Here is a 22,332-nt window from a genome sequence, read left to right as displayed (position 1 = left end):
CTCGTACGGGGACGGGGCGGGCCGTCGTCAGGTCCGCCCCTCCCCCTCCTGGGCCCGCTCCAGCGTCGGCGACCGCTCGGTCCAGCGGGCCCGCACCACGCGGTAGCCCGCCCGCTCGGCCGCGTCGCAGACGAGTTCGTCGTCGTCCACCAGCATCCGCACCTCGCGGTCCCGGGCCAGCCGGCGCAGGACCTCCAGCTTGGTGAGCCGGGCCGGGCGACGGTCGGAGTCGCCGCGCATGAAGATCCGCCCGCGCGGCAGCCCCTGGGCGGCCAGCCACGCCCCGGTGTCCCGGCGGCAGCGCTCGGGGCGGCCGGTCAGGTAGACGACCTCGCACTCCTCGGCCGCCTCCAGGCACCTGCGGACGCCCTCGGCGAGCGGCGGGTCCTCGGGGGCCGCCGCGAAGAAGGCGTTCCAGTCGCGCCGGCCGCCCTCCAGGTGGTGCTGGCGGTGGCCGGAGTCCGCGAGGGTCCCGTCCAGGTCGAAGACGGCCAGCGGCCGGTCGGTGGTGGTCACGCGACCAGCCTAGGCCGGGCCGCGCTTTCCCGTCCGGCGGGAATCTCCGGGCGCCGCCGGTGTTGCACCAGGGGTGAGCGCACTGAACGGCACCACCCCGATCTCCGTCCTGGACCGCTCCCGGGTCCGCGAGGGCGCGGGCGGCCCGCAGGCGCTGCGCGACACCGTGCGGCTGGCCCGCGAGGTGGAGGCGCTCGGCTACCACCGCTTCTGGGTGTCCGAGCACCACTCCGTGCCCGGGGTCGCCGGTTCCGCCCCCACCGTGCTGGCCGCGGCGGTCGCCGCCGCGACCTCCCGCATCCGGGTCGGCACCGGCGGGGTGATGCTGCCCAACCACCAGCCGCTGGTCGTCGCCGAGCAGTTCGGCGTCCTGGAGTCGCTGTTCCCCGGGCGGATCGACATGGGCCTGGGCCGCTCGGTGGGGTTCACCGACGGGGTGCGCAGGGCGCTGGGGCGCGACAAGCACGACGCCGGGGACTTCGCCGGGCAGCTGGGCGAGCTCCTCGACTGGTTCGCGGCCGGCCGCTCCGGGGTGCACGCGCTGCCCGCCGAGGGGCTGCGGGTGCCGCCGTTCGTCCTCGCGGTCGGCGAGGGCGCGGACATCGCCGCCGCGGCCGGGCTGCCGCTGGTCATCGGCGACCTGCGCTCCCGGGAGAAGCTGCTGGCCGCCGTGGAGCGCTACCGGACGGCGTTCCGGCCCTCCGCGTGGGCGGAGCGGCCGTACGTGGTGGTGGCGGGCACGGTCGCGGTGGCGGCGACCGAGGAGGAGGCCCGCCGGCTCCTGGTGAGCGAGGCGTGGGCCGGGGCGTACGCGCGCACCCGGGGCGACTTCCCGCCGCTGGCCGCCTGGGAGCGGGTGGAGGCGCTGGAGATGACCCGCAAGGAGCGGGACCTGTACGAGGCCGGGCTCCGCGGCCACCTGCACGGCACGGAGGAGCAGGTGGCGGCGGCCCTGGAGCTGGCGGTGAAGGAGACGGGCGCGGACGAGGTCCTGGTCACGACGAGCACGTACGACCGCGACGCGCTGCTCGACTCCTACCGGCGCCTCGCCCGGGCCACCGGGCTGAGCGGCAGCTGACCCGGCCGGTCCTCGTCCCGCCGGGCCGAGGCGCAGCTGACCGGGCCGGGTGCGAAGGGCCGGGCCCCACCGGGCTGACCAGGCCGGATGACGGGACCGGCACCTAGACTGCCCGGTATGTACGACGGTCCCTCCCCCGCTGAGCACCCCGACGGCTTCGTGCGCGTACGCGACGCGCGCGAGCACAACCTCAAGGGCGTCGACGTCGACGTGCCGCGCGACGCGCTGGTGGTGTTCACCGGCGTCTCGGGCTCGGGGAAGTCCTCGCTGGCCTTCGGGACGGTGTACGCGGAGGCCCAGCGGCGCTACTTCGAGTCGGTGGCGCCCTACGCGCGGCGCCTGATCCACCAGGTGGGCGCCCCGAAGGTCGGCGAGATCACCGGCCTGCCCCCGGCCGTCTCGCTGGAGCAGCGCCGCTCGGCGCCGTCCTCGCGCTCCTCGGTGGGGACGGTGACGACGCTGTCGAACTCGCTGCGGATGCTGTTCTCACGGGCGGGCGACTACCCGGCGGGCGCGCCGCGCCTGGACTCCGACGCGTTCTCGCCGAACACCGCCGCGGGCGCCTGCCCCGGCTGCCACGGGCTTGGCCTCGTGCACACCACGAGCGAGGAACTGCTCGTGCCCGACCCGGAGTTGTCGATCCGTCAGGGTGCGATCGCGGCCTGGCCCGGAGCCTGGCAGGGCAAGAACCTGCGCGACGTGCTGGACGCGCTGGGGTACGACGTGGACCGGCCCTGGCGGGAGCTGGCGGCCGAGGACCGCGCGTGGATCCTGTTCACCGACGAGCAGCCGGTGGTGACGGTCCACCCGGTCCGGGAGGCGGGGCGCATCCAACGCCCCTACCAGGGAACCTACATGAGCGCCAGGCGCTATGTGATGCACACCTTCTCGGACTCCAGGAGCCAGCCGCTGCGGGCGAAGGCGGAGCGCTTCCTGAGCAGTGGGCCGTGCCCGGAGTGCGGGGGCGGGCGGCTGCGGGCGGAGGCGCTGGCGGTGACCTTCGCGGGCCGCACGATCGCGGAGCTCGCGGCGCTGCCGCTGACCGCGCTGGCGGACCTGCTGCGGGAGCGCGGGGCGGGCGGCGGCGAGACGGCCCGGGTGCTCACGGCGGACCTGGTGGCGCGGATCTCGACGGTGACGGAGCTGGGCCTGGGCTACCTGGGCCTGGACCGGGCGACGCCCACGCTGTCCGGGGGTGAGCTGCAGCGGCTGCGTCTTGCGACCCAGCTGCGCGCGGGCCTGTTCGGCGTGGTGTACGTGCTCGACGAGCCGTCGGCGGGGCTGCACCCGGCGGACGCCGAGGCCCTGCTCGTGGTGCTGAAGCGGCTGAAGGCGGCGGGGAACTCGGTGTTCGTCGTCGAGCATCAGCTGGACGTGGTGCGCCGCGCGGACTGGCTGGTGGACGTGGGGCCGGGGGCGGGCGTGCACGGCGGCGAGGTGCTGTACAGCGGGCCGCCCGACGGCCTCGGCGAGGTGGCGGGTTCGGCGACCGCGCGGTTCCTGTACGGGCGCGGGCCCGCGCCCGCGCGGGCGGTGCGCGAGCCGTCGGGGTGGCTGAAGCTGGGCCCGGTGGAGAGGCACAACCTGCGCGGCCTCGAGGCGGAGCTGCCGCTGGGGGCGCTGACGGCGGTGACCGGGGTGTCCGGTTCGGGCAAGTCGACGCTCGTCGGTGAGATCACGGACGGACTGCCGGGCGTGCGGCGCCTGGTGACGGTCGATCAGAAGCCGATCGGCAGGACTCCCCGGTCCAACCTGGCGACGTACACCGGTCTGTTCGACGTGGTGCGCAAGCTGTTCGCGCAGACGGAGGAGGCGCGGGCGCGCGGCTACCAGGCGGGCCGCTTCTCCTTCAACGTCACCGGCGGGCGCTGCGAGACGTGCCAGGGCGAGGGGTTCGTCTCGGTGGAGCTGCTGTTCCTGCCGAGCACGTACACGCCCTGCCCGGACTGCCACGGCGCGCGCTACAACGAGGAGACCCTCCAGGTGCGCCTGGACGGGCTGGACATCGCCGGGGTGCTGGGGCTGACGGTGGAGGCGGCGGCGGAGTTCTTCGCCGGCGTCCCGGCCGCCGAGCGCGCGCTGCGGGCGCTGCTCGACGTCGGGCTCGGCTACCTGACGCTGGGGCAGCCCGCCACCGAGCTGTCGGGCGGCGAGGCGCAGCGCATCAAGCTGGCGACGGAGCTCCAGCGGCTGCGGCGCGGGCACACGCTGTACGTCCTGGACGAGCCGACGACGGGCCTGCACCCGGCCGACGTGGAGGTCTTGATGCGGCAGTTGCACGGCCTGGTGGACGCGGGCCACTCGGTGGTCGTGGTGGAGCACGACATGGACGTGGTGGCGGGCGCGGACTGGGTGGTGGACCTGGGCCCGGGCGGCGGCGACGAGGGCGGCCGGGTCGTGGCGGCGGGTCCCCCGGCCCTGGTGGCGGGCGCGGCGGACAGCCGCACGGCGCCTTACCTGGCGCGGGCGCTGGGGAGTTGAGGCCCGGCGTGGTGCGGCCCGGGCGGCGGGGAGGGGCTGCCCGGGCCGCGTGACGCCTACCCCTTACGCGTACGTGTAGTGCCGCGTGTGGTCGAGCATGTCGGCTGGGGTGACGTCGTTCCAGGGGCGCATCGTCTCGCGCAGGTCCACGACGTCCGGGGTGCCGCCGCCGGGCAGGTACGGCGAGCCCGGGTGGCGGGCCTGCCAGTCGGCCCAGAGCTTGTCGACGAAGGCGTGGTGGAGCCAGAAGACCGGGTCGTTCGGGGAGACGCCGGTGGACATCTGGCCGCCGACCCAGACGTGGACGCGGTTGTGGAGGTTGACGCCGCGCCAGCCCTCCAGGTGGTTGCGGAAGCCGTCGGAGGCGCTGTTCCAGGGCGCGGTGTCGTAGGTGGCCATCGCCAGGACGGAGTCGGCCTCGGCGCGGGTGGGCAGCTGGAGCCCGTTGCCGCCCAGGTTGCGGCGCAGGTAGCCGCGCCCGTCGACGCGTACGGATATCGGCCAGCGGCCGCCGCCCTGGGCGAACGCGCCGTCCATGACCTGCCCGTCGCGGCTGCGGCCGGTGCCGCCGAGGAAGTCGGCGGCCCACAGCGAGGAGGCGGCCGTGCGGTCGGCGGTCCAGTCCCAGTAGGGCAGGGTGACGGTGGCGTCGACGGATTGCAGGGCCTGCTCGAACTGCAGGAGGAATCTGCGGTGCCAGGGCAGGAAGGAGGGCGAGCGGTGGCCGACCCGGTCGCCGCTGTCGGTGTCGCTCATGATGAAGGCGTTGTGCGTGGTGACGAACGCGTCGTAGCGTCCGTCGCGCTTGAGCTCGACGAGCGCGGCGACGAGGCGGCGCTTCTCCTCGGCGGTCAGGCGGGCCTGGTTCTTGCGTACGGTCATGGTGCGGGTGCTCCGGATCGGGTGGGGCGGGTGCGGTCGACGGCCCTGCGGGCCCGGGTGGTCGGGGGCGCGGCTCAGGGCATGGCGAGCGGGACCAGGGGGGCGCCCTGGAGCTCGACGACGGCGGCCCGGGCGAGGGCGAGCGGGGTCGCGAACACCTCGTAGTGGTTGACGACGCTGATCCAGGTGGAGTCGGCGTTGCGCATGGTGTGCAGCTCGGCGCCGTCTATCAGGACGGTGTAGCCGCCGCCGTGGCCGCCGTGGTGGCCGCCGTGGGCGGGGCCGCCCTGGATGCGGCGGCCCCGGAAGACCTCGTCGAAGCTCGCGGGCGCGCCGGTCGCGGCGCGCGGGCGGGGGGCGGCGTGCGCGCCGCTCGCGGTGGCGGCGACGGTGAGGGCGGCGGCCGCTCCGGCGGCGGCGGAGAGCGCGTGCCGGCGGGTGATCTCGGGCATGGCGGAGGGACCCTTCGGGGTGGAGTGGTCGAGTGGGGGTCGCGGCCGGGGTGACCGGCCGTGACCTGGCCATGCCTACCGGGAGGTGCGAACGGCGGGGAAATCGGGGCGCATTGGTTGGCCGCGATGCGGACATGTCCCGATTCGAAGTGCAGAGTTGAACAAAGTTGATCTTTCTGCTGATTCGCTGAAACCGCGATGGAGCGAAATATTCCGCTGCTCCAACTCCCTTTCACCGCACATTCTTTCGCACGGCTCCGGCAAACGTGGCGGCCCTCACTCCGGGGAGTTGACCGGAAGGGCCTTGTCGTTGACGGGGTTGCTTCCCATAATCACGCGCTCCCGTACTCCGCACCCAACCCCCTACCAGAGGAGTGACATGCGCGTGAGAGCACTCGTGGCCCTGCTGGCCACCGTCCTGGCCGTCCCGGCCGCGGCCCCGGTCCCGGCCGGTCCGCCCCCCGCCGCCGCGAGCCGCCCGCTCAAGGTCGTCCTCGACGCCGACATGGGCGAGTTGAACGACGACGCCGTCACGATGTTCATGCTCGCCCGCGACCCCCGCGTGGACCTGCTGGGCGTCACCGTGGTCAGCGGCAACACCTGGGTGGAGGAGGGCACCGCCTACGCCCTGCGCCAGCTGGAGCTGGTCGGCCGCGCCGACGTGCCGGTGGTGCCGGGTGCCGGGGAGCCGCTGATGCCCGGCCGCCAGGAGCGCCTCGACGCCGAGAACGCCCTGTACGGCAAGGCCCCCTGGGCCGGCGCCTTCGACTCCCCGCGCCCGCCCTCGTACGACCGGCTGGCCAAACCGCCCTACGGCGGCTACCCGAGGACCCGGCCGCGCGCGCAGGCCGCCGCCGACTTCCTGGTCGAGCAGGTCAAGCGCTACCCCCGCCAGGTGACGGTGGTGGCCGCCGGGCCCGCGACCAACCTGGCGCTCGCGGTGCGCACGCACCCGGAGATCGTGCCGCTGGTGAAGCAGGTGGTGTACATGGGCGGGGCGTTCGACAAGCCGGGGAACATCACGCCCGCCGCCGAGTTCAACTGGTGGTTCGACCCGGAGTCGGCGCGGATCGCGCTGCGCACGCCGTTCGCGAAGCAGGTCGTCGTGCCGGACGACGTGGCGGTGACGGTCCCGTACACCAAGGCGCGCTACGACGCGATCGTGGCGGGGCGCGAGACGCCGGTGAAGCGGATGTTCAAGGACCTCCAGGGGCCGGATTTCGAGAAGGACCCGGGCCACAGCACGTTCGTCTGGGACGCGATCACGGCCGCGTACCTGCTGGACCCGTCGGTGGTGGCGAAGGCAGAGACGCGGTACGTGGACGTGGACGCGGCCTTCGGTCCCGACTACGGCCGCGCGCTCGGCTACGGGACGGACGAGTTCGCCCCGCCCCGTAACCCCAGGGGGACCCGGCCCGCGACCCTGGTCCTCAAGCTGCGCAACGAGCGCTTCTGGGACCTCTACACGGGGCTGATGCGGAAGCCCTGACCCCGCTTGACCGTGCGATCCGGGACGCCAAGACCCCTTGCGGTTGCGGCAGTTGCTTCTCATAATCCGGTCGCAACACGAGTTGCCAACTCGTGTTGCGCAGCACGGAGCGAGAGTGACGACCCCCGGGAGCCGGACACATGGCAACACGGCAGGACGTGGCACGGCTCGCGGGGACCTCCCCGTCGGTCGTCAGCTACGTGCTCAACAACGGCCCGCGCACCGTCGCGCCGGCCACCCGGGAACGGGTGCTCGCGGCGGTGCGCGAGCTGGACTACCGCCCCAACGCGGTGGCCAGGTCGCTGCGCATGAACCAGACCATGACCCTGGGCCTGGTCGTGCCGGACGCGGCCAACCCGTTCTTCGCCGAGCTGGCCCGCTCGCTGGAGGACAACGCCTGGGCCTCCGGGTACACCCTGCTCGTCGGCAACTCCGTCGACGACCCGGGCCGCGAAGCGGGCTACATCCGCACCTTCGTGGACCGCCAGGTCGACGGCCTGGTCCTGATACCGGCCCACGGCGACCGCGCCTGGCGCGCCGAGCTGTCCCGCTCCGGCGTGCCGAGCCTGGTCTTCGATCGGGCCCTGGACGGCACGCAGGCCTCGCACGTGCTCGTCGACAACGCCCAGGGCGCCCGCGAGGCCACCCGCCACCTCCTCGCCCACGGGCGCCGCCGGGTCGGCTGCATCGCCGGGCCGCTGGGCATCCACCCGACCGTGGACCGCGTGGCGGGCTGGCGCACCGCGCTCACCGAAGCGGGCCTGAAGGCGGGCACCGGCTCCGGCGGGCGCACCGGCTGGGAGGCCTGCCCGGACGCGGCGCCGCTGCTGCACGGCTCGTTCGGCCGGCTCGACGGCTACCGCTCCGGCCTCGCCCTGCTGTCCAGGGACCGCTCGGTGGACGGCCTGTTCGTCACCTCCGACGAGCAGGCGGCCGGGGTGCTGCGGGCCGCCACCGAGCTGGGCGTGCGGGTCCCCGACGACCTGGCGCTGGTCTCCTTCGACGGGATCGCCGCCGGGGCGTACACCAGCCCGGCCCTCTCCACGATGCGCCAGCCCTTCGAGGAGCTGGGCCGCACCGCCGTACAACGGCTGCTGGCCCGGATCAAGGACCCGCACGCGCCGGCCACCCGCGACGTGCTGCCGGTCTCCCTGCTGGCCCGCGGCTCCTGCGGCTGCCCCGACCCGGCGGGCGGCGTCCCGCCGGCCGAGGCGGACCGGCTGTGAACCGCCCCGGCCCCCGGGCCGCCCACCGTCTCCCCTCCACCGCCGCAGTCCCCCGACTCCCCGTCCCCGGAAGGCAGTACGAGATGAAGCACGGCAACCACAAGGTCCCCGCCGGGATCGGCGCCCTGGCGCTGCTCCTCGGCGCGTCCCTCACCGCCTGCGGGCAGGAGGGCGACGGCGCCTCCGCCGCCAAGCCGAAGGGCGGCGAGCCCACGGTCTGCCTGGTGATGAAGTCGCTGGGCAACGAGTACTTCCAGGTGATGCAGAAGGGCGCCGAGCAGCACGCCGAGGAGCGCGGCGACCTGAAGCTGCAGTCCAGCGGCATCCAGAACGAGACCGACATCGACGGCCAGGTCGCCGCGATCAACCGGTGCGTCACCGAGCAGGCCGACGCGCTGGTGGTCGCCCCCGCCGACTCGCGGGCCCTGGTGGCGCCGCTCCAGCGGGCCCGGAAGGCGGGCCTGAAGGTCATCAACATCGACGTCAAGCTGGACGACGCGGCCCTGAAGTCCGCCGGCCTCACGGTGCCGTTCGTCGGCCCGGACAACGAGGCCGGGGCGAGGATGTCCGGCGAGGTGCTCGCCAAGGCGCTCGGCAAGGGCGCCGAGGTGGTGATCCTGGAGGGCAACCCGGGCGCCGCCAACGCACAGCAGCGCAAGGCCGGTTTCGAGGCCGCCGCCGCCGCGGGCGGTCTGGAGGTGGTCGACTCCAAGACCGCGCACTGGGAGACCGACGAGGCGTACAACGTGGTGGCCAACCTGCTCACCACCCACCCCGGCGTCAAGGGCGTGCTGGCCTCCAACGACTCCATGGCGCTGGGCGCGCTGAAGGCGATCGCCGCGAAGAAGGCGTCGGTGAAGGTGGCGTCCTTCGACAACATCGAGGCGATCCGCCCGTACGTGAAGAGCGGCGCGGTCGTCGCCACGGTCGACCAGTTCGCGGCGAAGCAGGCGGCGGACGGCATCGACCAGGCGATGAAGGCGATCAAGGGGGAAGCCCCCAGCGGCTGGGTGAAGACCGACGTCAAGGTCGTCACCGCCGCCGACCTGGGCTGAGCGGGGCGCACCATGAACGGCACCGCCCCCACCGCCCCGGCCGGTCCCACCGCCCCGGTCCTCGAAGTCACCGGCGTCACGAAGGAGTTCCCGGGCGTGCGCGCCCTCGACGGGGTGCACCTCGAACTGGTCCCTGGCGAGATCCACGCGCTGCTCGGCGAGAACGGCGCGGGCAAGTCGACGCTCGTGAGGATCCTCGCGGGCATCCAGCCGCCCGACCGCGGCGAGCTGCGCCTGGCGGGCGAGCGGTACGCGCCCGCCGACGCCGCCGCCGCGATGCGCGCCGGGGTGCAGGTGGTGCACCAGGAGCTGAACCTGGTGCCCCAGCTGACCGTCGCGGAGAACCTGTTCCTGCAGCACCTGCCGCGCCGCTTCGGCGTCGTCGACCGCCGTGAACTGAAGCGCCGGGCCACCGAGTTGCTGGCCGAGGTGGGTCTCGACGTACGCCCCGGCACCAAGGTGGAGCGGCTCGGCATCGCGCAGATGCAGCTGGTGGAGATCGCCAGGACGCTGTGGCAGGACTGCCGGGTCCTGGTCATGGACGAGCCCACGGCGACGCTCACGCCCCGCGAGAGCCGCACCCTGTTCGGCCTGCTGCGCGCGCTCGCCGCGCGCGGCACGGCCGTGCTCTACATCTCGCACCACCTGGAGGAGGTCTTCGAACTCGCCGACCGCATGACGGTGTTCCGCAACGGCGCCCACGTGGTGACCAAACCGGTCGCCGAGACCGACACCGCCGAGGTGATCCGGCTGATGGTGGGCCGGGACATGGAGAGCGAGTACCCGCCGCACGTGGAGCGCGCGCCGGGGCCCGAGCTGCTGCGCGCCGAGGGCCTGCGCCCGCCGGGCGGCGCCCCGGTGTCGTTCGCGCTGCGCGCGGGCGAGGTGGTGGGCGTGGCGGGCCTGGTGGGCTCGGGCCGCACCGAGACGGTCCGGGCGCTGTTCGGCGCGGACCGGCCCGCGGGCGGCGCGGTGTTCGTCAAGGGCGAGCGGGTGCGCGTGCGCGGGCCGCGGGACGCGGTGCGGCACGGGATCAGCCTGCTCACCGAGGACCGCAAGGGCCAGGGCCTGGTCCTGGACATGCCGGTGGCGGCGAACGTGTCGCTGGCCGCGACGGGGCAGGTCTCGCGCGCCGGCTGGCTGCGGCGCGGGCACGAGGAGGAGCTGGCGGCCGGGTTCGTGGAGCGGCTGCGGGTGCGCACGCCCGGGGTGCGCACCCCGGTGCGGGCGCTCTCGGGCGGCAACCAGCAGAAGGTGGTGCTGGGCCGCTGGCTGCTCGCGGGCTCGGACGTGCTGGTGGTGGACGAGCCGACGCGCGGCATCGACGTGGGCGCGCGCTACGAGATCCACCAGCAGCTGGTCGACCTGGCGGCCGGGGGCAGGGCGCTCCTGGTGGTCTCCTCGGACCTGCCGGAGCTGATGGGGATCTGCGACCGGATCCTGGTGTTCTCCCGGGGCCGGATCGCGGGCGAGGTGGCCCGCGCGGACTTCGACAGCAACCGGATCCTGACCCTGGCGTACTCGGCGTACACGAGCAAGAAGGAAGACGAGGAAGACAGCGCATGACCTCCGCCCCCACGCTCCCCCTCAAGGCGCGTTCCACCACCGGCTCGCTGGCCCGCCAGGCGATGGGCGAGGCCGGGATCGGGGTCGCGCTGCTCGCGCTCGTGGCCGCGTTCACCCTGGCGGCCCCGAAGTTCGCCACCTCCGGCAACCTCACGCACATCGCCACCGAGATCACCCTGAACACCATGCTGGCGGTGGGGATGACGTTCGTCATCCTGGTCGGCGGCATCGACCTGTCGGTGGGGTCGGTGATGGCGCTGGCGGCGGTGGTCTCGGGCGAGGTGCTGACCTCGCCGAGCCTGTCCACGCCGGTCGCGGTGACGCTGGCGGTGCTGGTCGCGGCCGGGGTCGGGATGGCCTGCGGCCTGGTCAACGGGTTCGTGTCCGAGCGCTGGCGGGTGCCGTCGTTCATCGTGACGCTGGGCATGCTGAACGTGGCGCGCGGCGCGGCGCTCGACTACACGGACGCCAAGACCCTGTACGACTTCCCGGCGGGCTTCAGCCGGTTCGGCACGTCGACGTTCCTGGGCATCCCCGCGCTGTTCTGGATCGCCCTGCTGATGGTGGCGGTGGGCCATCTGGTGCTGACCCGCACGGTGTTCGGCCGGCTGGTGTTCGCCATCGGTTCCAACGAGGAGGCGGTACGGCTGTCCGGGCACCGCACGGCGGTGGTGAAGGTGGCGGTGTTCGTGATCGCCGGTTTCGCGGTGGGCATCGCCGCGGTCACGTACATGGCGCGGCTGAACATCGCCTCGCCGATCCTGGGCAACGGCTACGAGCTGAGCGCCATCGCGGCGGTGGTGATCGGCGGCGCGTCGCTGTCCGGCGGCAAGGGCTCGATGATCGGCACGCTGCTCGGCGCCTGCCTGCTGGGCGTGCTGACCAACGGGCTGCTGCTGATGGGCGTCTCGGACTTCCAGCGGCAGATGATCACCGGTGGGGTGATCATGCTGGCGGTGGTGGTGGACCACTACCGCGACCGGCTCGCCCAGCGCCTGGCCTGAGCGCACGGGACGTACCGGACGTACGGGAAGAGGGAACGGCCCCGGTGGGCACCACGTCCACCGGGGCCGCGCCGCCCCCTCGTGGGGCGGCCGTCTCTCAGCGGCCGGCCGTGCGCTCCTTGCGCTGGGCCCGCAGCCACTCCTTGTTCATCGCCGCGATCGAGGGCAGCGGGATGCCCTTGGGGCAGGCGGTCGCGCACTCGCCGGTCAGCGTGCAGCCGCCGAAGCCCTCGTCGTCCATGGCGGCGACCATGTCCAGGACCCGGCTCTCGCGCTCGGGGGCGCCCTGCGGCAGCACGCCCAGGTGGTTGACCTTGGCGGAGGTGAAGAGCATCGCCGAGCCGTTGGGGCAGGCGGCCACGCAGGCGCCGCAGCCGATGCACTCGGCGTGCTCGAAGGCGAAGTCGGCGTCGGCCTTGGGCACCGGGGTGGCGTGCGCCTCGGGCGCGGCGCCGGTGTTGACCGAGACGTACCCGCCGGCCTGGATGATCCGGTCGAACGCGCCGCGGTCCACGACGAGGTCCTTGACGACCGGGAAGGCGGCGGCGCGCCAGGGCTCGACGTCGATGGTGTCGCCGTCGGAGAAGGACCGCATGTGCAGCTGGCAGGTGGTGGTGCGCTCGGGGCCGTGGGCGTCGCCGTTGATGACGAGCGAGCAGGCGCCGCAGATGCCCTCGCGGCAGTCGTGGTCGAAGGCGACCGGGTCCTCGCCGCGCAGGATCAGGTCCTCGTTGAGGGTGTCGAGCATCTCCAGGAACGACATGTCCCGGGAGACGTCGTCGACCTGGTAGGTCTCCATGGCGCCGTCGGCGTCGGCGTTCTTCTGGCGCCAGACGCGCAGGGTGAGCCTCATGCGTAGCTCCGCTGGGTGGGGTGGACGTACTCGAAGCGCAGTTCCTCCTTGTGGAGGACGGGAGCCGCGCCGGTGAACTCCCAGGCGGCGGCGTAGGAGAACTCCACGTCCCGGCGGGCCGCCTCGCCGTCGGGCGTCTGTGACTCCTCGCGGAAGTGGCCGCCGCAGGACTCGGCGCGGTGCAGCGCGTCGAGGCACATCAGCTCGGCGAGCTCCAGGTAGTCCACCATCCGGTTGGCCTTCTCCAGGGACTGGTTGAACTCCTCGCCGGTACCGGGGACCTTGATCCGGCGCCAGAACTCCTCGCGGATCTGCGGGATGCGGTCCAGCGCCTTGCGCAGGCCCTCCTCGCTGCGGGCCATGCCGCAGAACTCCCACATCAGTTCGCCCAGTTCGCGGTGGAAGGAGTCCGGGGTGCGGTCGCCGTCCACGCTGAGCAGCAGGTTGAGCCGGTCCTCGGTGGCGGCGAGCACCTCCTGGACCTCCGGGTGGTCCGGGGTGACCTCGTCGGTGCGGGGGTTGCGGGCCAGGAAGTCGTTGATGGTGGACGGCAGCACGAAGTAGCCGTCGGCCAGGCCCTGCATCAGGGCGGAGGCGCCGAGCCGGTTGGCGCCGTGGTCGGAGAAGTTGGCCTCGCCGATCGCGAACAGGCCGGGCACGGTGGTCGCCAGGTCGTAGTCGACCCAGAGTCCGCCCATCGTGTAGTGCACCGCGGGGTAGATCCGCATCGGGACCTCGTAGGGGTCCTCGTCGGTGATCCGCTGGTACATGTCGAAGAGGTTGCCGTACTTGGCCTCGACGGCCGCACGGCCCATCCGGGCGATGGCGTCGGCGAAGTCGAGGTAGACGCCCTGGCCGCCGGGGCCCACTCCCCTGCCCTCGTCGCAGACGTTCTTGGCGGCGCGCGAGGCGATGTCGCGGGGCACCAGGTTGCCGAACGAGGGGTAGATCCGCTCCAGGTAGTAGTCGCGCTCGTCCTCGGGGATGTCGGCGGCGCGGCGGGTGTCGCCCTGCGCCCTGGGCACCCAGATGCGGCCGTCGTTGCGCAGCGACTCGCTCATCAGGGTCAGCTTGGACTGGTGGTCGCCGGTGCGCGGGATGCAGGTGGGGTGGATCTGGGTGAAGCAGGGGTTGGCGAACAGGGCGCCGCGCCGGTGGGCCCGCCAGACGGCGGTGGCGTTGGAGTTCATGGCGTTGGTGGACAGGTAGAAGACGTTGCCGTAGCCGCCGGTGGCGAGCACGACGGCGTCCGCGAAGTGGGTCTCGATCCGCCCGGTGACCAGGTCGCGGGCGACGATCCCGCGGGCCCGTCCGCCGATGACGACCAGGTCGAGCATCTCGGTGCGCGGGTGCAGTTCGACGTTCCCCGCGGCGATCTGCCGGGACAGCGCCTGGTAGGCGCCGAGCAGCAGCTGCTGGCCCGTCTGGCCGCGGGCGTAGAAGGTGCGGGAGACCTGGACGCCGCCGAAGGAGCGGGTGTCGAGCAGTCCGCCGTACTCACGGGCGAAGGGGACGCCCTGGGCGACGCACTGGTCGATGATCTCGACGGAGATCTGGGCGAGCCGGTGCACGTTGGACTCGCGGGCGCGGAAGTCGCCGCCCTTGACGGTGTCGTAGAAGAGCCGGTGCACGGAGTCGCCGTCGTTGCGGTAGTTCTTGGCGGCGTTGATGCCGCCCTGCGCGGCGATGGAGTGGGCGCGGCGCGGGGAGTCCTGGTAGCAGAACTGGACGACGTGGTAGCCCTGTTCGGCCAGGGTGGCGCCGGCCGAGCCGCCGGCCAGGCCGGTGCCGACGACGATGACGGTGTGGCCCCGCCGGTTGGCCGGGTTGACCAGCTTGGCCTCGAAGCGGCGGGTGTCCCAGCGCTCGGCGACGGGCCCGGCGGGCGCCTTGGTGTCGGTGACCGGCTCCCCGGTCGTGTAGTCGCTGTAGCTGTTCATGTCAGCCCACCACTCCAGTCATCACGGCGAGGGGTACGGAGACGAATCCGGCGGTCAGCACCAGCGCGAGGACGTCGGCGGTGACCTTCCAGACCCGCTCGCGGGCGGCGCTGCGCACGCCGAGGGTCTGGGCGGCGGCGCGGAAGCCGTGGCGCACGTGCAGCCCGACGGCGCCCATGGCGACGAGGTAGATCACGTTGCCGTACCAGGTGGAGAAGGTGTCCACGACGTTCTGGTAGGGGCGGCCCTCCTCGAAGCCGCCCGGGTGGACGGTGCCGGTGGTCAGGTCCAGGACGTGCCACACGATGAACAGCGCGAGGATGATCCCGCCCCAGCGCATGGTGCGGGTGGCGTAGCTCGCGCCGCGTCGCCGGTGGACGTACTTCACCGGGCGCGCGCCGATGTCGCGGCGGCTGAGCTGGTACGCGGACACGGCGTGCGCGACGACGGCGGCGACCAGCAGCACGCGGACGATCCACAGGGCCCAGGAGTGGTGGAGCACCGGGGCGCCCATGGTGCGCAGCCAGTGGGCGTAGCCGTTGAACTCCTCGGGCCCGAAGAAGATCTTCAGGTTGCCCAGGACGTGCGCGCAGAGGTAGCCGAGCATGACGAGCCCGCTGAGGGCCATCACGGTCTTCTTGCCGAGGGTGGAGTGCCAGAAGCCGCGGGGACCGCCGCCGGGCCGCCGATCGGTGCGCGGTCGTGCCGAGCGCGTTGCCAGAGCCATGCCCCCGACGCTAGGGCCGAAGGGCACCAGAGGTCCAAGACATGATCCGGCTGATCTCGATAGGCATGGCCTATCGTGGTGGGGTGCAGCTCACCCAGCTCCTCTACTTCGTCGCGGTCGCCGAGACCCGCCACTTCACCCGGGCCGCCGAGCGCGTCCACGTCGCGCAGCCCTCGCTGTCGCAGCAGATCCGCGCCCTGGAGAAGGAGCTGGGCGCCGACCTGTTCAGCCGGGCCCGGGGCAACATCGCGCTGACCGACGCGGGCGAGGCCCTGCTCCCGCTGGCCCGGCGCATCCTGGCCGACGCCGACACCGCGCGCCTGGAGGTGCAGGAGCTGGCCCAGCTGCGCCGGGGCCGGGTGCGGCTCGGGGCGACGCCCAGCCTGTGCACGGGCCTGCTGCCCGACGTGCTGCGCGCCTTCCACGACCTGCACCCGGGCATCCGGCTGCTGATCGAGGAGGGCGGCTCGCACGACCTGGTGCGCGAACTGGCGCGCGGCCAGCTGGACCTGGCCCTGGTCGTGCTCCCGCTGCCCACCCCCTCCCCCGCCCTGACCACGGTGGAGCTGCTGCACGAGGACCTGGTGGTGGTCTCCTCGGCGGCCGCCCCCGCGCCGCCCTCACCGGTACGGGTCGCGGACCTGGCCGAGCAGCCCCTGGTGATGTTCCGGCACGGCTACGACCTGCGGGAGCTGACGGTCGCCGCGTGCCGCGCGGAGGGCTTCGAGCCGTCGTTCACGGTGGAGGGCGGCGAGATGGACGCCGTCCTCGGCTTCGTCCGCGCGGGCCTGGGCCTGGCGGTGGTCCCGGCCATGGTGGCGGCCCGCTCGGGCCCCGAGACCCGGGTCACCCCACTGGCCCGCCCGGGCCTGCGCCGCACCATCGCCCTGGCCCACCGCAGCGACGTGGACCCGCCGCGCGCGGCACGGGAGTTGATGAGGCTGCTGCTGCGGCGGGCGTGAACACCGTTCGCCTGTGCGGGAAGTGGCCCCGGAACTACATTGGGGGCGGGGGTGCGCATGGCGGGGGTGCGAGGCTGGCGCTGGCCGGTGCTGCTGGTGGTCGTCGTCGGGGTCGTGGTGGCGGCGAACGCGACGGGGATCTTCTGGCAGGGGACCGCCCGGAACGCGGTGAACGAGCAGAGCGCACGGGCGGCCGCACGGGCTCCGTACGCGTACGACGCCAGCGAGAGCGAGGTCGTCCGGACCGAGGAAGAGTACGTCGACGCGCTGATGCCCCGCACCGTCGGTCCCGGCAGCACGCGGGTGCGCTTTCGCGAGGACGGCCGGTGGACGGTCGCGATCTCCGTGGAGTACCGGTTCCGGCTCGCCGCGTCCGATCCCGTGGCGGACAGGCTCCGGCGCTCTCCGTACCTGATCCACTCGCTCACGCGACTGCTGCCCGGCCGGGAGGTGCCGCCCGACCTCCTCGACAGGGAAGCCACGCTGAAGCTCAGGTCCCTCAATCCTTGGCACTGCACGCTGAGCCAGGCCTCGCGCGACGGCCTGGTGACCGTGACCGCGAAGGCCGAGGCGAGCGAAGTGCCTCTCGGCAACTGGTCCTACCGCCTCTCCAAGGGGCTGCGGGACGAGTACGGCCACTCCGTTCCCTGGCTCGGCGGCGACTGGACCTGGACGTTCACCGTCCCCGCGAACTGGAGCATCGGCGTCGAGGGGCGGCCGCTGCGGCAGACGGCGCACGAAGTCACCGTGCCTGCGAACGGACCGGCCGCCGTCTCGAAGGTCGCCCTCGGCCGGGAGCCCGACATGACCGGCACTCCGCGTACGGTCCGGTCCGACGAGGTGCGGGGCACGGCCGTACTGCTCGGCCTGCTCTGCCTGTTCGGCACCGCCGCGGCGCTGCTCGTGCTCTGCTGCCGGGCGGCCTTCCCCGCTGCCGTACGGAGGCGCTGGACGGTGTCCGTGGCCCTGACGGCCCTCGTGCTGCCGCTGCTGGCCGTCCTGTGGACCCTGGCGCACCCGTCCGACTGGGGCAGGCTGTTGGTGAAGTTCACCAACGGCTGGAGCGGGACCCCCGCCAGGGACATCGACCCCTGGTCCGACGAGGTGTTCCTCAGGGGCGTGGGCCAGGTCCTCATCGGCCTCGCCCTGTTCGCACTGCCCGTGGTCGTGCTCTCGCTGCACGACAGGCTCCGGACCGGACACCCCTCAGCGCTGCCGCGGCTGCTGCTGGTCGGCGCTCCCGCCGTGGTGCTGCCGGCCCTGGCACGGGTCACGGGTGGGCCGAAGTGGTCGGCGACCATCGCGCTGACCCTGGTCTCGGCGCTGGTCTGCGCGACGGTCCTGGCCCGTGCGCTGCGCCTGACCGGGCCGGCGGGCCGCCGGTGGGCGACGACGGCGGCCGTGGCGACGGGCACCTGGGTCGCGGCCTCGACGTGCCTGGGCCACGTCCCGGCGACACCGAGCTCGCTCTCCGGCAGGGCCGACTACGCGTTCGCGACCCTCGCGACCCTGTGGCCCCTGTCCTTCGTGGTCCTCGCGCCCTGGGCCCTGCTCCTGGTGCTGAGCGCCTACCGCTACGCGCCCCGGACCCGGCGCCCGCACGTCGCCGTCGCCGGTCTCCTGGCCCTCGCGACGGTAGCCGCGCTGGTCCCCTGGAACGCTCCGGAAGCCAACCCCGGCTACGACCCACCGCACGCCGCCGACGTACTCACGCAGCTCACCGGCAACGCCCCTGCCATCTCCACCGACACCGGCTTCGCCGTCCTCGCCCCCGCCCTCCAGATCAGCCTGCTGACCGCCACCGTCCTGCTGCTCCTCCACCTGCGCTCCACCGCCCGCACGCCCCGCCTCTGGCACCCGACCGTCCGGCCCGCCTGCTGTGCGCTCGTCTGGCTCGCCGTGCTCGCGCCGCTGTTCGGGACCCCGGCGCGGATCGAGGAGTGGACCACCAGCGCCGCCCTGCTCCTCGGCTGGCTCGGGCCGCTCTGGCTGCTGCCCCTCGGGCGCGAGGCCCGCGCCCGGCGGCTGCACGCGCTGTCCGGGGCCGCGCACGCCCGGCTGGTGCAGTCCCTCGCCCGCACCCTGCTGTTCGCCGAGGGCCGCCACCGCTTCCTCACCGGCTCGCGCGGCACCCTCGCCGACGCGTCCCTGACCTCGCAGACCTGGCAGCAGCAGTGGCGTGACCTCTCCGCCGGCACCGTCGCCGACGAGGCGCGGGCCACCGCCCGCCTGCGCCGGACGGCGCTCGGCAACTCGGCGGGCTCCTCCGCCTGGGCCAACGGGGTCGTCGCCGCGGCGGCGAGCTTCCTGCTCACCCTGCCGTGGACGGCCTGGCCCGCCTGGCGCGGGCGCTCCTACAGCGGCGTCCCGGAAGCGCTCACCGCCGCCGGGGCGGCGACCGGGCTGTGGGTGGCACTGGGATTCACGTACGGCTACCTGTACCCGTGGCTGCGCGGGCGCGGTCCGATCGGGAAGGCCGGGGCGCTGTTCGCCGTGGCCGCGCCGCTGCAGACGCTGCTGCTGGCACCCCAGCTGGAGCTGCCCGCCGGGCAGGCGGCGGTGTACGTGGTGCTGATGGTCGCCCAGTGCGCCTTCCTGGCCCTGGGGCTCGGGCTCTACTGGGAGGTCCGGCTGGTGCGCCAGGGGGACCTGCTGTGGGGGCACGTGCGCAACTTCCGGCGCCTGTCCTCGCTGGCCGCGCCGGTGAGCACGGTGCTCGTCGCGGCCGTCGCCGCGGCGGTCACCGTGCTCGCGACCTCCTGGGCCAGCAGCCTGACCGAGCCCGCGCCACCACCGCCCAAGCCGACCGACTCGGCGAGCCCCTCCGCCCCGTCCTCCCCGGCGCCCTGATCACACCGCGTCCGCCAGCACCAGCGAGTGGATGCGGTCCGGGGCGCCCGGGCGGGCGTAGTACCAGCCCTGGGCCGTGTCGCAGCCCAGCGCGCGCAGCTGCTCGGCCTGCGCGGCGGTCTCCACGCCCTCGACCGTGACGGCCAGCTCCAGGCTGTGGGCCAGTGACACGATCCCCTCGACGATCTTCACGTCGACCGGGTCGCAGGGGTGGCGCTGCATGCCCTGGGTGAAGGAACGGTCCAGCTTCAGCACGCTGACCGGCAGCCGGCGCAAGTTGGCCAGGTTGGAGTAGCCCGTGCCGAAGTCGTCCAGCGCTATGTCGACGCCCATCTCGGCGAGCTGGCGCAGCGGCTTGAGCAGGTCCTCGTCGGCGCCGATCAGCGCCGACTCGGTGACCTCCAGGCACAGCGCGCCGGGCTCCAGGCCGGAGCGCTCCAGCACCTCGACCGTGTCGGCGACCAGGCCCGGGTGGTGCAGCTGGGTCGGCGAGAGGTTGACGTTGATCCGCAGCGGGCCGCCGTCGGCGTGCCGGTGCTGCCAGTAGCGGGCCTGGCGGACCGCCTCGGCCAGCACCCAGCGGCCCAGCGGCACGATCAGCCCGGTGTGCTCGGCGAGCGGGATGAACCGGTCGGGGCCGAGGACGCCGTGCTGCGGGTGGCACCAGCGCACCAGGGCCTCCGCGCCGTGCACGCTGCCGTCGTCGAGGTGGACCAGCGGCTGGTACTCGATGAAGAACTCGCCGCGCTCCAGGGCGGCCGGCAGCGCGTTGGTCAGGCCGTGCCGGGTGATGGCGCGGGCGTCGGCCTCGGGGTCGGCCCGCTCGAAGCGGTTGCCGCCGCGGGACTTGGCCCGGTACATGGTGATGTCGGCGCTGCGCAGCACCTCGGCGGGGGTGCGCTCGCCGGCCGGGCCCTCGACGACGCCGACGCTGCCGCGCACGGTGAGCTCGCGGCCGTCCAGCCGGACCGGGACGGCCAGGGCGGACAGGATGCGGTGGGCGAGCGCGTCGGCGGCACGCCGGGTGTCGCGGCCGGTGGTCAGGGCGACGAACTCGTCGCCGCCCAGCCGGGCCACCATCTCGCCGGGTCCGGTGGCGCAGCTCTGCAGCCGGTCGGCGAGCTCCACCAGGAGCCGGTCGCCGGCCGCGTGGCCCAGGCTGTCGTTGATCGCCTTGAAGCCGTCCAGGTCCAGGTAGCACAGGGCGAACCGGGAGCCGTCGGTGGCCGCGAGGGTCTTCTCCAGGCGCTCGAAGAACAGGGTGCGGTTGGGCAGCCCGGTGAGCGCGTCGTGGGTGGCCTCGTAGCGCAGCCGCAGGTTGAGCAGCCGGCGCTCAGTGGTGTCCTCCAGGAGCGCGAGCTGGTACTGCGGGGTGCCCTCGGCGTCGCGCAGCAGGGAGACGGAGAGGTTGGTCCACAGGACGGTGCCGTCGCCGCGGTAGTACGGCTTCTCCACCCGGTAGCTCTCGCGCTCGCCGCGCACCAGCTCCCCGTACAGCTTCCACACCTGCGGGGCGTCCTCGGGGTGCACCCACTCGCTGACCCGGCGGCCGCGCACGTGGTGCTCCAGGCCGCCGAACATACGGGTGAGGGTGTCGTTCACCTCCAGGACGTTGCCGTCCAGGTCGGCGATGCCGATGCCGATCGCGGCGCCCTCGAAGACGGCGCGAAATCGCTGTTCGGTGGCGTGCAGGGCGCGTTCGGCGTCGCTGCGGGCGGCCAGCGCCGAGCGCGCTATGGCCTCCTGCTCGGTCAGGGTGCGCTCGCGCAGCGCCTGGGCGAAGCCGGCGGCCAGCGCGTGCTGGAGCCGGGCGCACCGGGCGCGCAGCTCCTCCGCGCCGTGACCGGCGGCGCCGGTGGTCCCCTCGCCGAGGTAGAGCACCAGGTAGGACTCGACGACGCCGAGGGTACGGGCCAGTGCCTCCGGGTCGGTGCAGTGCGCGGCGACCAGGGCGGCGCCGGCCCGCTGGGCGGGTGCGGTGTCGAACGGCCGGGCGTGCAGGGCGGCGCCCAGCTCCCGGGCCAGCGGCAGCAGGTGCCGCTCGACCTCCGGCCGGGTCATCGACGTCGCCGTCACCGGGAAGACCGCCCGGCTCCAGATGGTCGCGAACCGGCGGAGTCTGTCCTCAAGGCCGTCCGGGTCCCCCGCGGGACCCGGTGCCTGCGACGGCGCCATCACGCCTTGCGCCCCACCCCTGCGAAGCCCGAGAAGGCATATGGATCTTCCTGCTCGGCGGGGGTGTCGGGCCGCCAGAGCGGCATGGACACCAGGCCGGGCTCCACCATGTCGTATCCCTCGAAGAAACGCGCGATCTCCTCGCGCGTGCGCATCACCAGCGGATTGCGGATGTTCCTGTACACCCCGACGGCCCCTCCCGCCTGCTCCTCGGGCAGCGGGATCCCCTCGTACGAGGCGTGGGTGACGACGACGAGGCTGCCGGGTGCCAGCGCGTCGCGCAACTCCGCCACGGCGCGCTGGGGTTCGTCCTCGTCCTCCAGGAAGTGAAGCACGGCGACCAGCAGGAGCGCCACCGGCCTCTGGAGATCGAGGAGTTGGCGGACCTCCGGGGTCTCCAGGAGCTGGGCGCCCTTGCGCAGGTCGGCGGCGAGGACGCCGGTCCGGTCGTCGCCGTCGAGGACGGCGCGGCTGTGGGCGACGGCGACCGGGTCGTGGTCGACGTAGACCACGCGGGCCTCCTCGGTGGCCGCGCGGGCGATCTCGTGGACGTTGCCGAAGGTGGGGATCCCCGAGCCGATGTCGAGGAACTGGGTGATCCCCCGGTCGACCGCGTGGCGGACCGCGCGCCGCATGAACGCCCGGTTCGCCTGGCTGATCTTGGGGAGCCCGGGCAGGAACTCCATGGCCCTGCGGGCCGCCTCCCGGTCCACCTCGAAGTTGTGCGAACCGCCCAGGTAGTAGTCGTAGATGCGGGACACGCTGGGCACCGATATGTCGATGCCGGGCGGGGCCCAGGCCGGACGGTCCATCACAGTCTCCAACAAGTCGCCACGGACGTGCGGCCGTGTGTGTGACCAGTGTTCGAGCCGAGGCTACTGATCGTCAGGCGGGAGCAAAAGCAGAAACGGAAATTCGCGATCCGTTCTTGGTCACATGAAACTGGCACGTGCAAGCGCTTGTGCCGTCGCGGATGCGGCCGCACGGCCCGCCGCGGGCGCGCGTTCGCGGTCACGACAGCGAAGGCTCGGCGGACGCGCGAACGGGCCCGCCGCCACGCGGAGGGGACGCGTGGC

At 73.6% G+C, this 22,332-nt stretch carries 17 protein-coding genes; 9 read left to right on the top strand and 8 right to left on the bottom strand.

Annotation, left to right across the window (positions count from 1 at the left end; translation table 11 throughout):
- Positions 1-27: 27 nt before the first annotated feature.
- Positions 28-516, bottom strand: a complete 489-nt coding sequence (locus tag ABT160_RS23395) for a phosphatase domain-containing protein (protein WP_351649697.1) — start codon at positions 514-516, stop codon at positions 28-30.
- Between the two features lie 73 nt (positions 517-589).
- On the opposite strand from ABT160_RS23395, the gene ABT160_RS23390 reads away from it, so the two are divergent.
- Positions 590-1,594: an MsnO8 family LLM class oxidoreductase gene (locus tag ABT160_RS23390; RefSeq protein WP_351649696.1), complete on the top strand. Its 1,005-nt coding sequence runs from the start codon at positions 590-592 to the stop codon at positions 1,592-1,594.
- 117 nt (positions 1,595-1,711) lie between these two features.
- Positions 1,712-4,075, top strand: a complete 2,364-nt coding sequence (locus ABT160_RS23385; protein WP_351649695.1) for an ATP-binding cassette domain-containing protein — start codon at positions 1,712-1,714, stop codon at positions 4,073-4,075.
- Positions 4,076-4,138: 63 nt separating this feature from the next.
- Here ABT160_RS23385 and melC2 read toward each other — a convergent pair whose 3' ends face one another.
- Together melC2 and melC1 are read right to left on the bottom strand one after the other, a co-directional pair.
- Positions 4,139-4,957 (bottom strand): tyrosinase MelC2, encoded by an 819-nt coding sequence (gene melC2 / locus ABT160_RS23380; protein WP_351649694.1) that lies wholly within the window; start codon positions 4,955-4,957, stop codon positions 4,139-4,141.
- Between the two features lie 74 nt (positions 4,958-5,031).
- Positions 5,032-5,409, bottom strand: a complete 378-nt coding sequence (gene melC1 / locus ABT160_RS23375; RefSeq protein ID WP_351649693.1) for an apotyrosinase chaperone MelC1 — start codon at positions 5,407-5,409, stop codon at positions 5,032-5,034.
- Positions 5,410-5,794: 385 nt separating this feature from the next.
- Here melC1 and ABT160_RS23370 point away from each other — a divergent pair, with 385 nt between their 5' ends.
- From ABT160_RS23370 to ABT160_RS23350, 5 genes are all read left to right on the top strand, one after another.
- A complete protein-coding gene (locus ABT160_RS23370) occupies positions 5,795-6,898 on the top strand; it encodes a nucleoside hydrolase (protein ID WP_351649692.1) in 1,104 nt (367 codons plus the stop codon).
- Between the two features lie 140 nt (positions 6,899-7,038).
- Positions 7,039-8,124 (top strand): LacI family DNA-binding transcriptional regulator, encoded by a 1,086-nt coding sequence (locus tag ABT160_RS23365; RefSeq protein ID WP_351649691.1) that lies wholly within the window; start codon positions 7,039-7,041, stop codon positions 8,122-8,124.
- An 83-nt stretch (positions 8,125-8,207) separates the two neighbouring features.
- Entirely contained in the window at positions 8,208-9,179 is a 972-nt protein-coding gene (locus ABT160_RS23360) for a sugar ABC transporter substrate-binding protein (RefSeq protein ID WP_351649690.1), read from the top strand.
- A 12-nt stretch (positions 9,180-9,191) separates the two neighbouring features.
- The gene (locus ABT160_RS23355) at positions 9,192-10,745 is read left to right on the top strand and encodes a sugar ABC transporter ATP-binding protein (RefSeq protein ID WP_351649689.1); all 1,554 of its coding nucleotides are present in this window, start codon (positions 9,192-9,194) and stop codon (positions 10,743-10,745) included.
- The gene (locus tag ABT160_RS23350; RefSeq protein ID WP_351649688.1) at positions 10,742-11,749 is read left to right on the top strand and encodes an ABC transporter permease; all 1,008 of its coding nucleotides are present in this window, start codon (positions 10,742-10,744) and stop codon (positions 11,747-11,749) included. Before ABT160_RS23355 ends, ABT160_RS23350 begins: the two co-directional genes overlap by 4 nt.
- 97 nt (positions 11,750-11,846) lie before the next feature.
- On the opposite strand, the gene ABT160_RS23345 is transcribed toward ABT160_RS23350, so the two are convergent.
- From ABT160_RS23345 to ABT160_RS23335, 3 genes are read right to left on the bottom strand one after another with little or no spacing between them, the layout of a single operon-like run.
- The gene (locus ABT160_RS23345) at positions 11,847-12,602 is read right to left on the bottom strand and encodes a succinate dehydrogenase/fumarate reductase iron-sulfur subunit (protein ID WP_351649687.1); all 756 of its coding nucleotides are present in this window, start codon (positions 12,600-12,602) and stop codon (positions 11,847-11,849) included.
- Positions 12,599-14,542, bottom strand: coding sequence for a fumarate reductase/succinate dehydrogenase flavoprotein subunit (locus tag ABT160_RS23340; protein WP_351649686.1), 1,944 nt, complete (start codon positions 14,540-14,542; stop codon positions 12,599-12,601). The genes ABT160_RS23345 and ABT160_RS23340 overlap by 4 nt, the downstream gene beginning before the upstream one ends.
- A gap of 1 nt (position 14,543) precedes the next feature.
- A complete protein-coding gene (locus tag ABT160_RS23335; RefSeq protein ID WP_351649685.1) occupies positions 14,544-15,269 on the bottom strand; it encodes a succinate dehydrogenase in 726 nt (241 codons plus the stop codon).
- A gap of 41 nt (positions 15,270-15,310) precedes the next feature.
- Here ABT160_RS23335 and ABT160_RS23330 point away from each other — a divergent pair, with 41 nt between their 5' ends.
- Positions 15,311-16,231 carry a LysR family transcriptional regulator gene (locus tag ABT160_RS23330; protein WP_351649684.1) on the top strand — a complete coding sequence of 307 codons (921 nt, stop codon included), beginning with the start codon at positions 15,311-15,313 and terminating at the stop codon, positions 16,229-16,231.
- Between the two features lie 57 nt (positions 16,232-16,288).
- Positions 16,289-19,081: a hypothetical protein gene (locus tag ABT160_RS23325; protein WP_351649683.1), complete on the top strand. Its 2,793-nt coding sequence runs from the start codon at positions 16,289-16,291 to the stop codon at positions 19,079-19,081.
- On the opposite strand, the gene ABT160_RS23320 is transcribed toward ABT160_RS23325, so the two are convergent.
- Both ABT160_RS23320 and ABT160_RS23315 read right to left on the bottom strand, forming a co-directional pair.
- Complete coding sequence (locus tag ABT160_RS23320) at positions 19,082-21,256, bottom strand: putative bifunctional diguanylate cyclase/phosphodiesterase (RefSeq protein WP_351649682.1); 2,175 nt, start codon at positions 21,254-21,256, stop codon at positions 19,082-19,084.
- A complete protein-coding gene (locus tag ABT160_RS23315) occupies positions 21,256-22,068 on the bottom strand; it encodes an SAM-dependent methyltransferase (RefSeq protein ID WP_351649681.1) in 813 nt (270 codons plus the stop codon). The genes ABT160_RS23320 and ABT160_RS23315 overlap by 1 nt, the downstream gene beginning before the upstream one ends.
- Between the last annotated feature and the right edge of the window lie 264 nt (positions 22,069-22,332).

It is taken from the genome of Streptomyces sp. NPDC001941 (genome assembly GCF_040296945.1).
Classification (GTDB): Bacteria; Actinomycetota; Actinomycetes; order Streptomycetales; family Streptomycetaceae; genus Streptomyces.
The sequence above is the reverse complement of the archived record's forward strand: the minus strand, read 5'-3'. Positions and strand labels throughout refer to the sequence as shown.

Bases quoted from the DNA above. Each gene is read 5' to 3' on its own strand.
- ABT160_RS23385 (WP_351649695.1), top strand. From the start codon at position 1,712: ATGTACGACGGTCCCTCCCCCGCTGAGCACCCCGACGGCTTCGTGCGC.
- melC2 (WP_351649694.1), bottom strand. From the start codon at position 4,957: ATGACCGTACGCAAGAACCAGGCCCGCCTGACCGCCGAGGAGAAGCGC.
- melC1 (WP_351649693.1), bottom strand. From the start codon at position 5,409: ATGCCCGAGATCACCCGCCGGCACGCGCTCTCCGCCGCCGCCGGAGCG.
- ABT160_RS23365 (WP_351649691.1), top strand. From the start codon at position 7,039: ATGGCAACACGGCAGGACGTGGCACGGCTCGCGGGGACCTCCCCGTCG.
- ABT160_RS23360 (WP_351649690.1), top strand. From the start codon at position 8,208: ATGAAGCACGGCAACCACAAGGTCCCCGCCGGGATCGGCGCCCTGGCG.
- ABT160_RS23355 (WP_351649689.1), top strand. From the start codon at position 9,192: ATGAACGGCACCGCCCCCACCGCCCCGGCCGGTCCCACCGCCCCGGTC.
- ABT160_RS23350 (WP_351649688.1), top strand. From the start codon at position 10,742: ATGACCTCCGCCCCCACGCTCCCCCTCAAGGCGCGTTCCACCACCGGC.
- ABT160_RS23345 (WP_351649687.1), bottom strand. From the start codon at position 12,602: ATGAGGCTCACCCTGCGCGTCTGGCGCCAGAAGAACGCCGACGCCGAC.
- ABT160_RS23340 (WP_351649686.1), bottom strand. From the start codon at position 14,542: ATGAACAGCTACAGCGACTACACGACCGGGGAGCCGGTCACCGACACC.
- ABT160_RS23335 (WP_351649685.1), bottom strand. From the start codon at position 15,269: ATGGCTCTGGCAACGCGCTCGGCACGACCGCGCACCGATCGGCGGCCC.
- ABT160_RS23330 (WP_351649684.1), top strand. From the start codon at position 15,311: ATGATCCGGCTGATCTCGATAGGCATGGCCTATCGTGGTGGGGTGCAG.
- ABT160_RS23325 (WP_351649683.1), top strand. From the start codon at position 16,289: ATGGCGGGGGTGCGAGGCTGGCGCTGGCCGGTGCTGCTGGTGGTCGTC.
- ABT160_RS23320 (WP_351649682.1), bottom strand. From the start codon at position 21,256: ATGGCGCCGTCGCAGGCACCGGGTCCCGCGGGGGACCCGGACGGCCTT.
- ABT160_RS23315 (WP_351649681.1), bottom strand. From the start codon at position 22,068: ATGGACCGTCCGGCCTGGGCCCCGCCCGGCATCGACATATCGGTGCCC.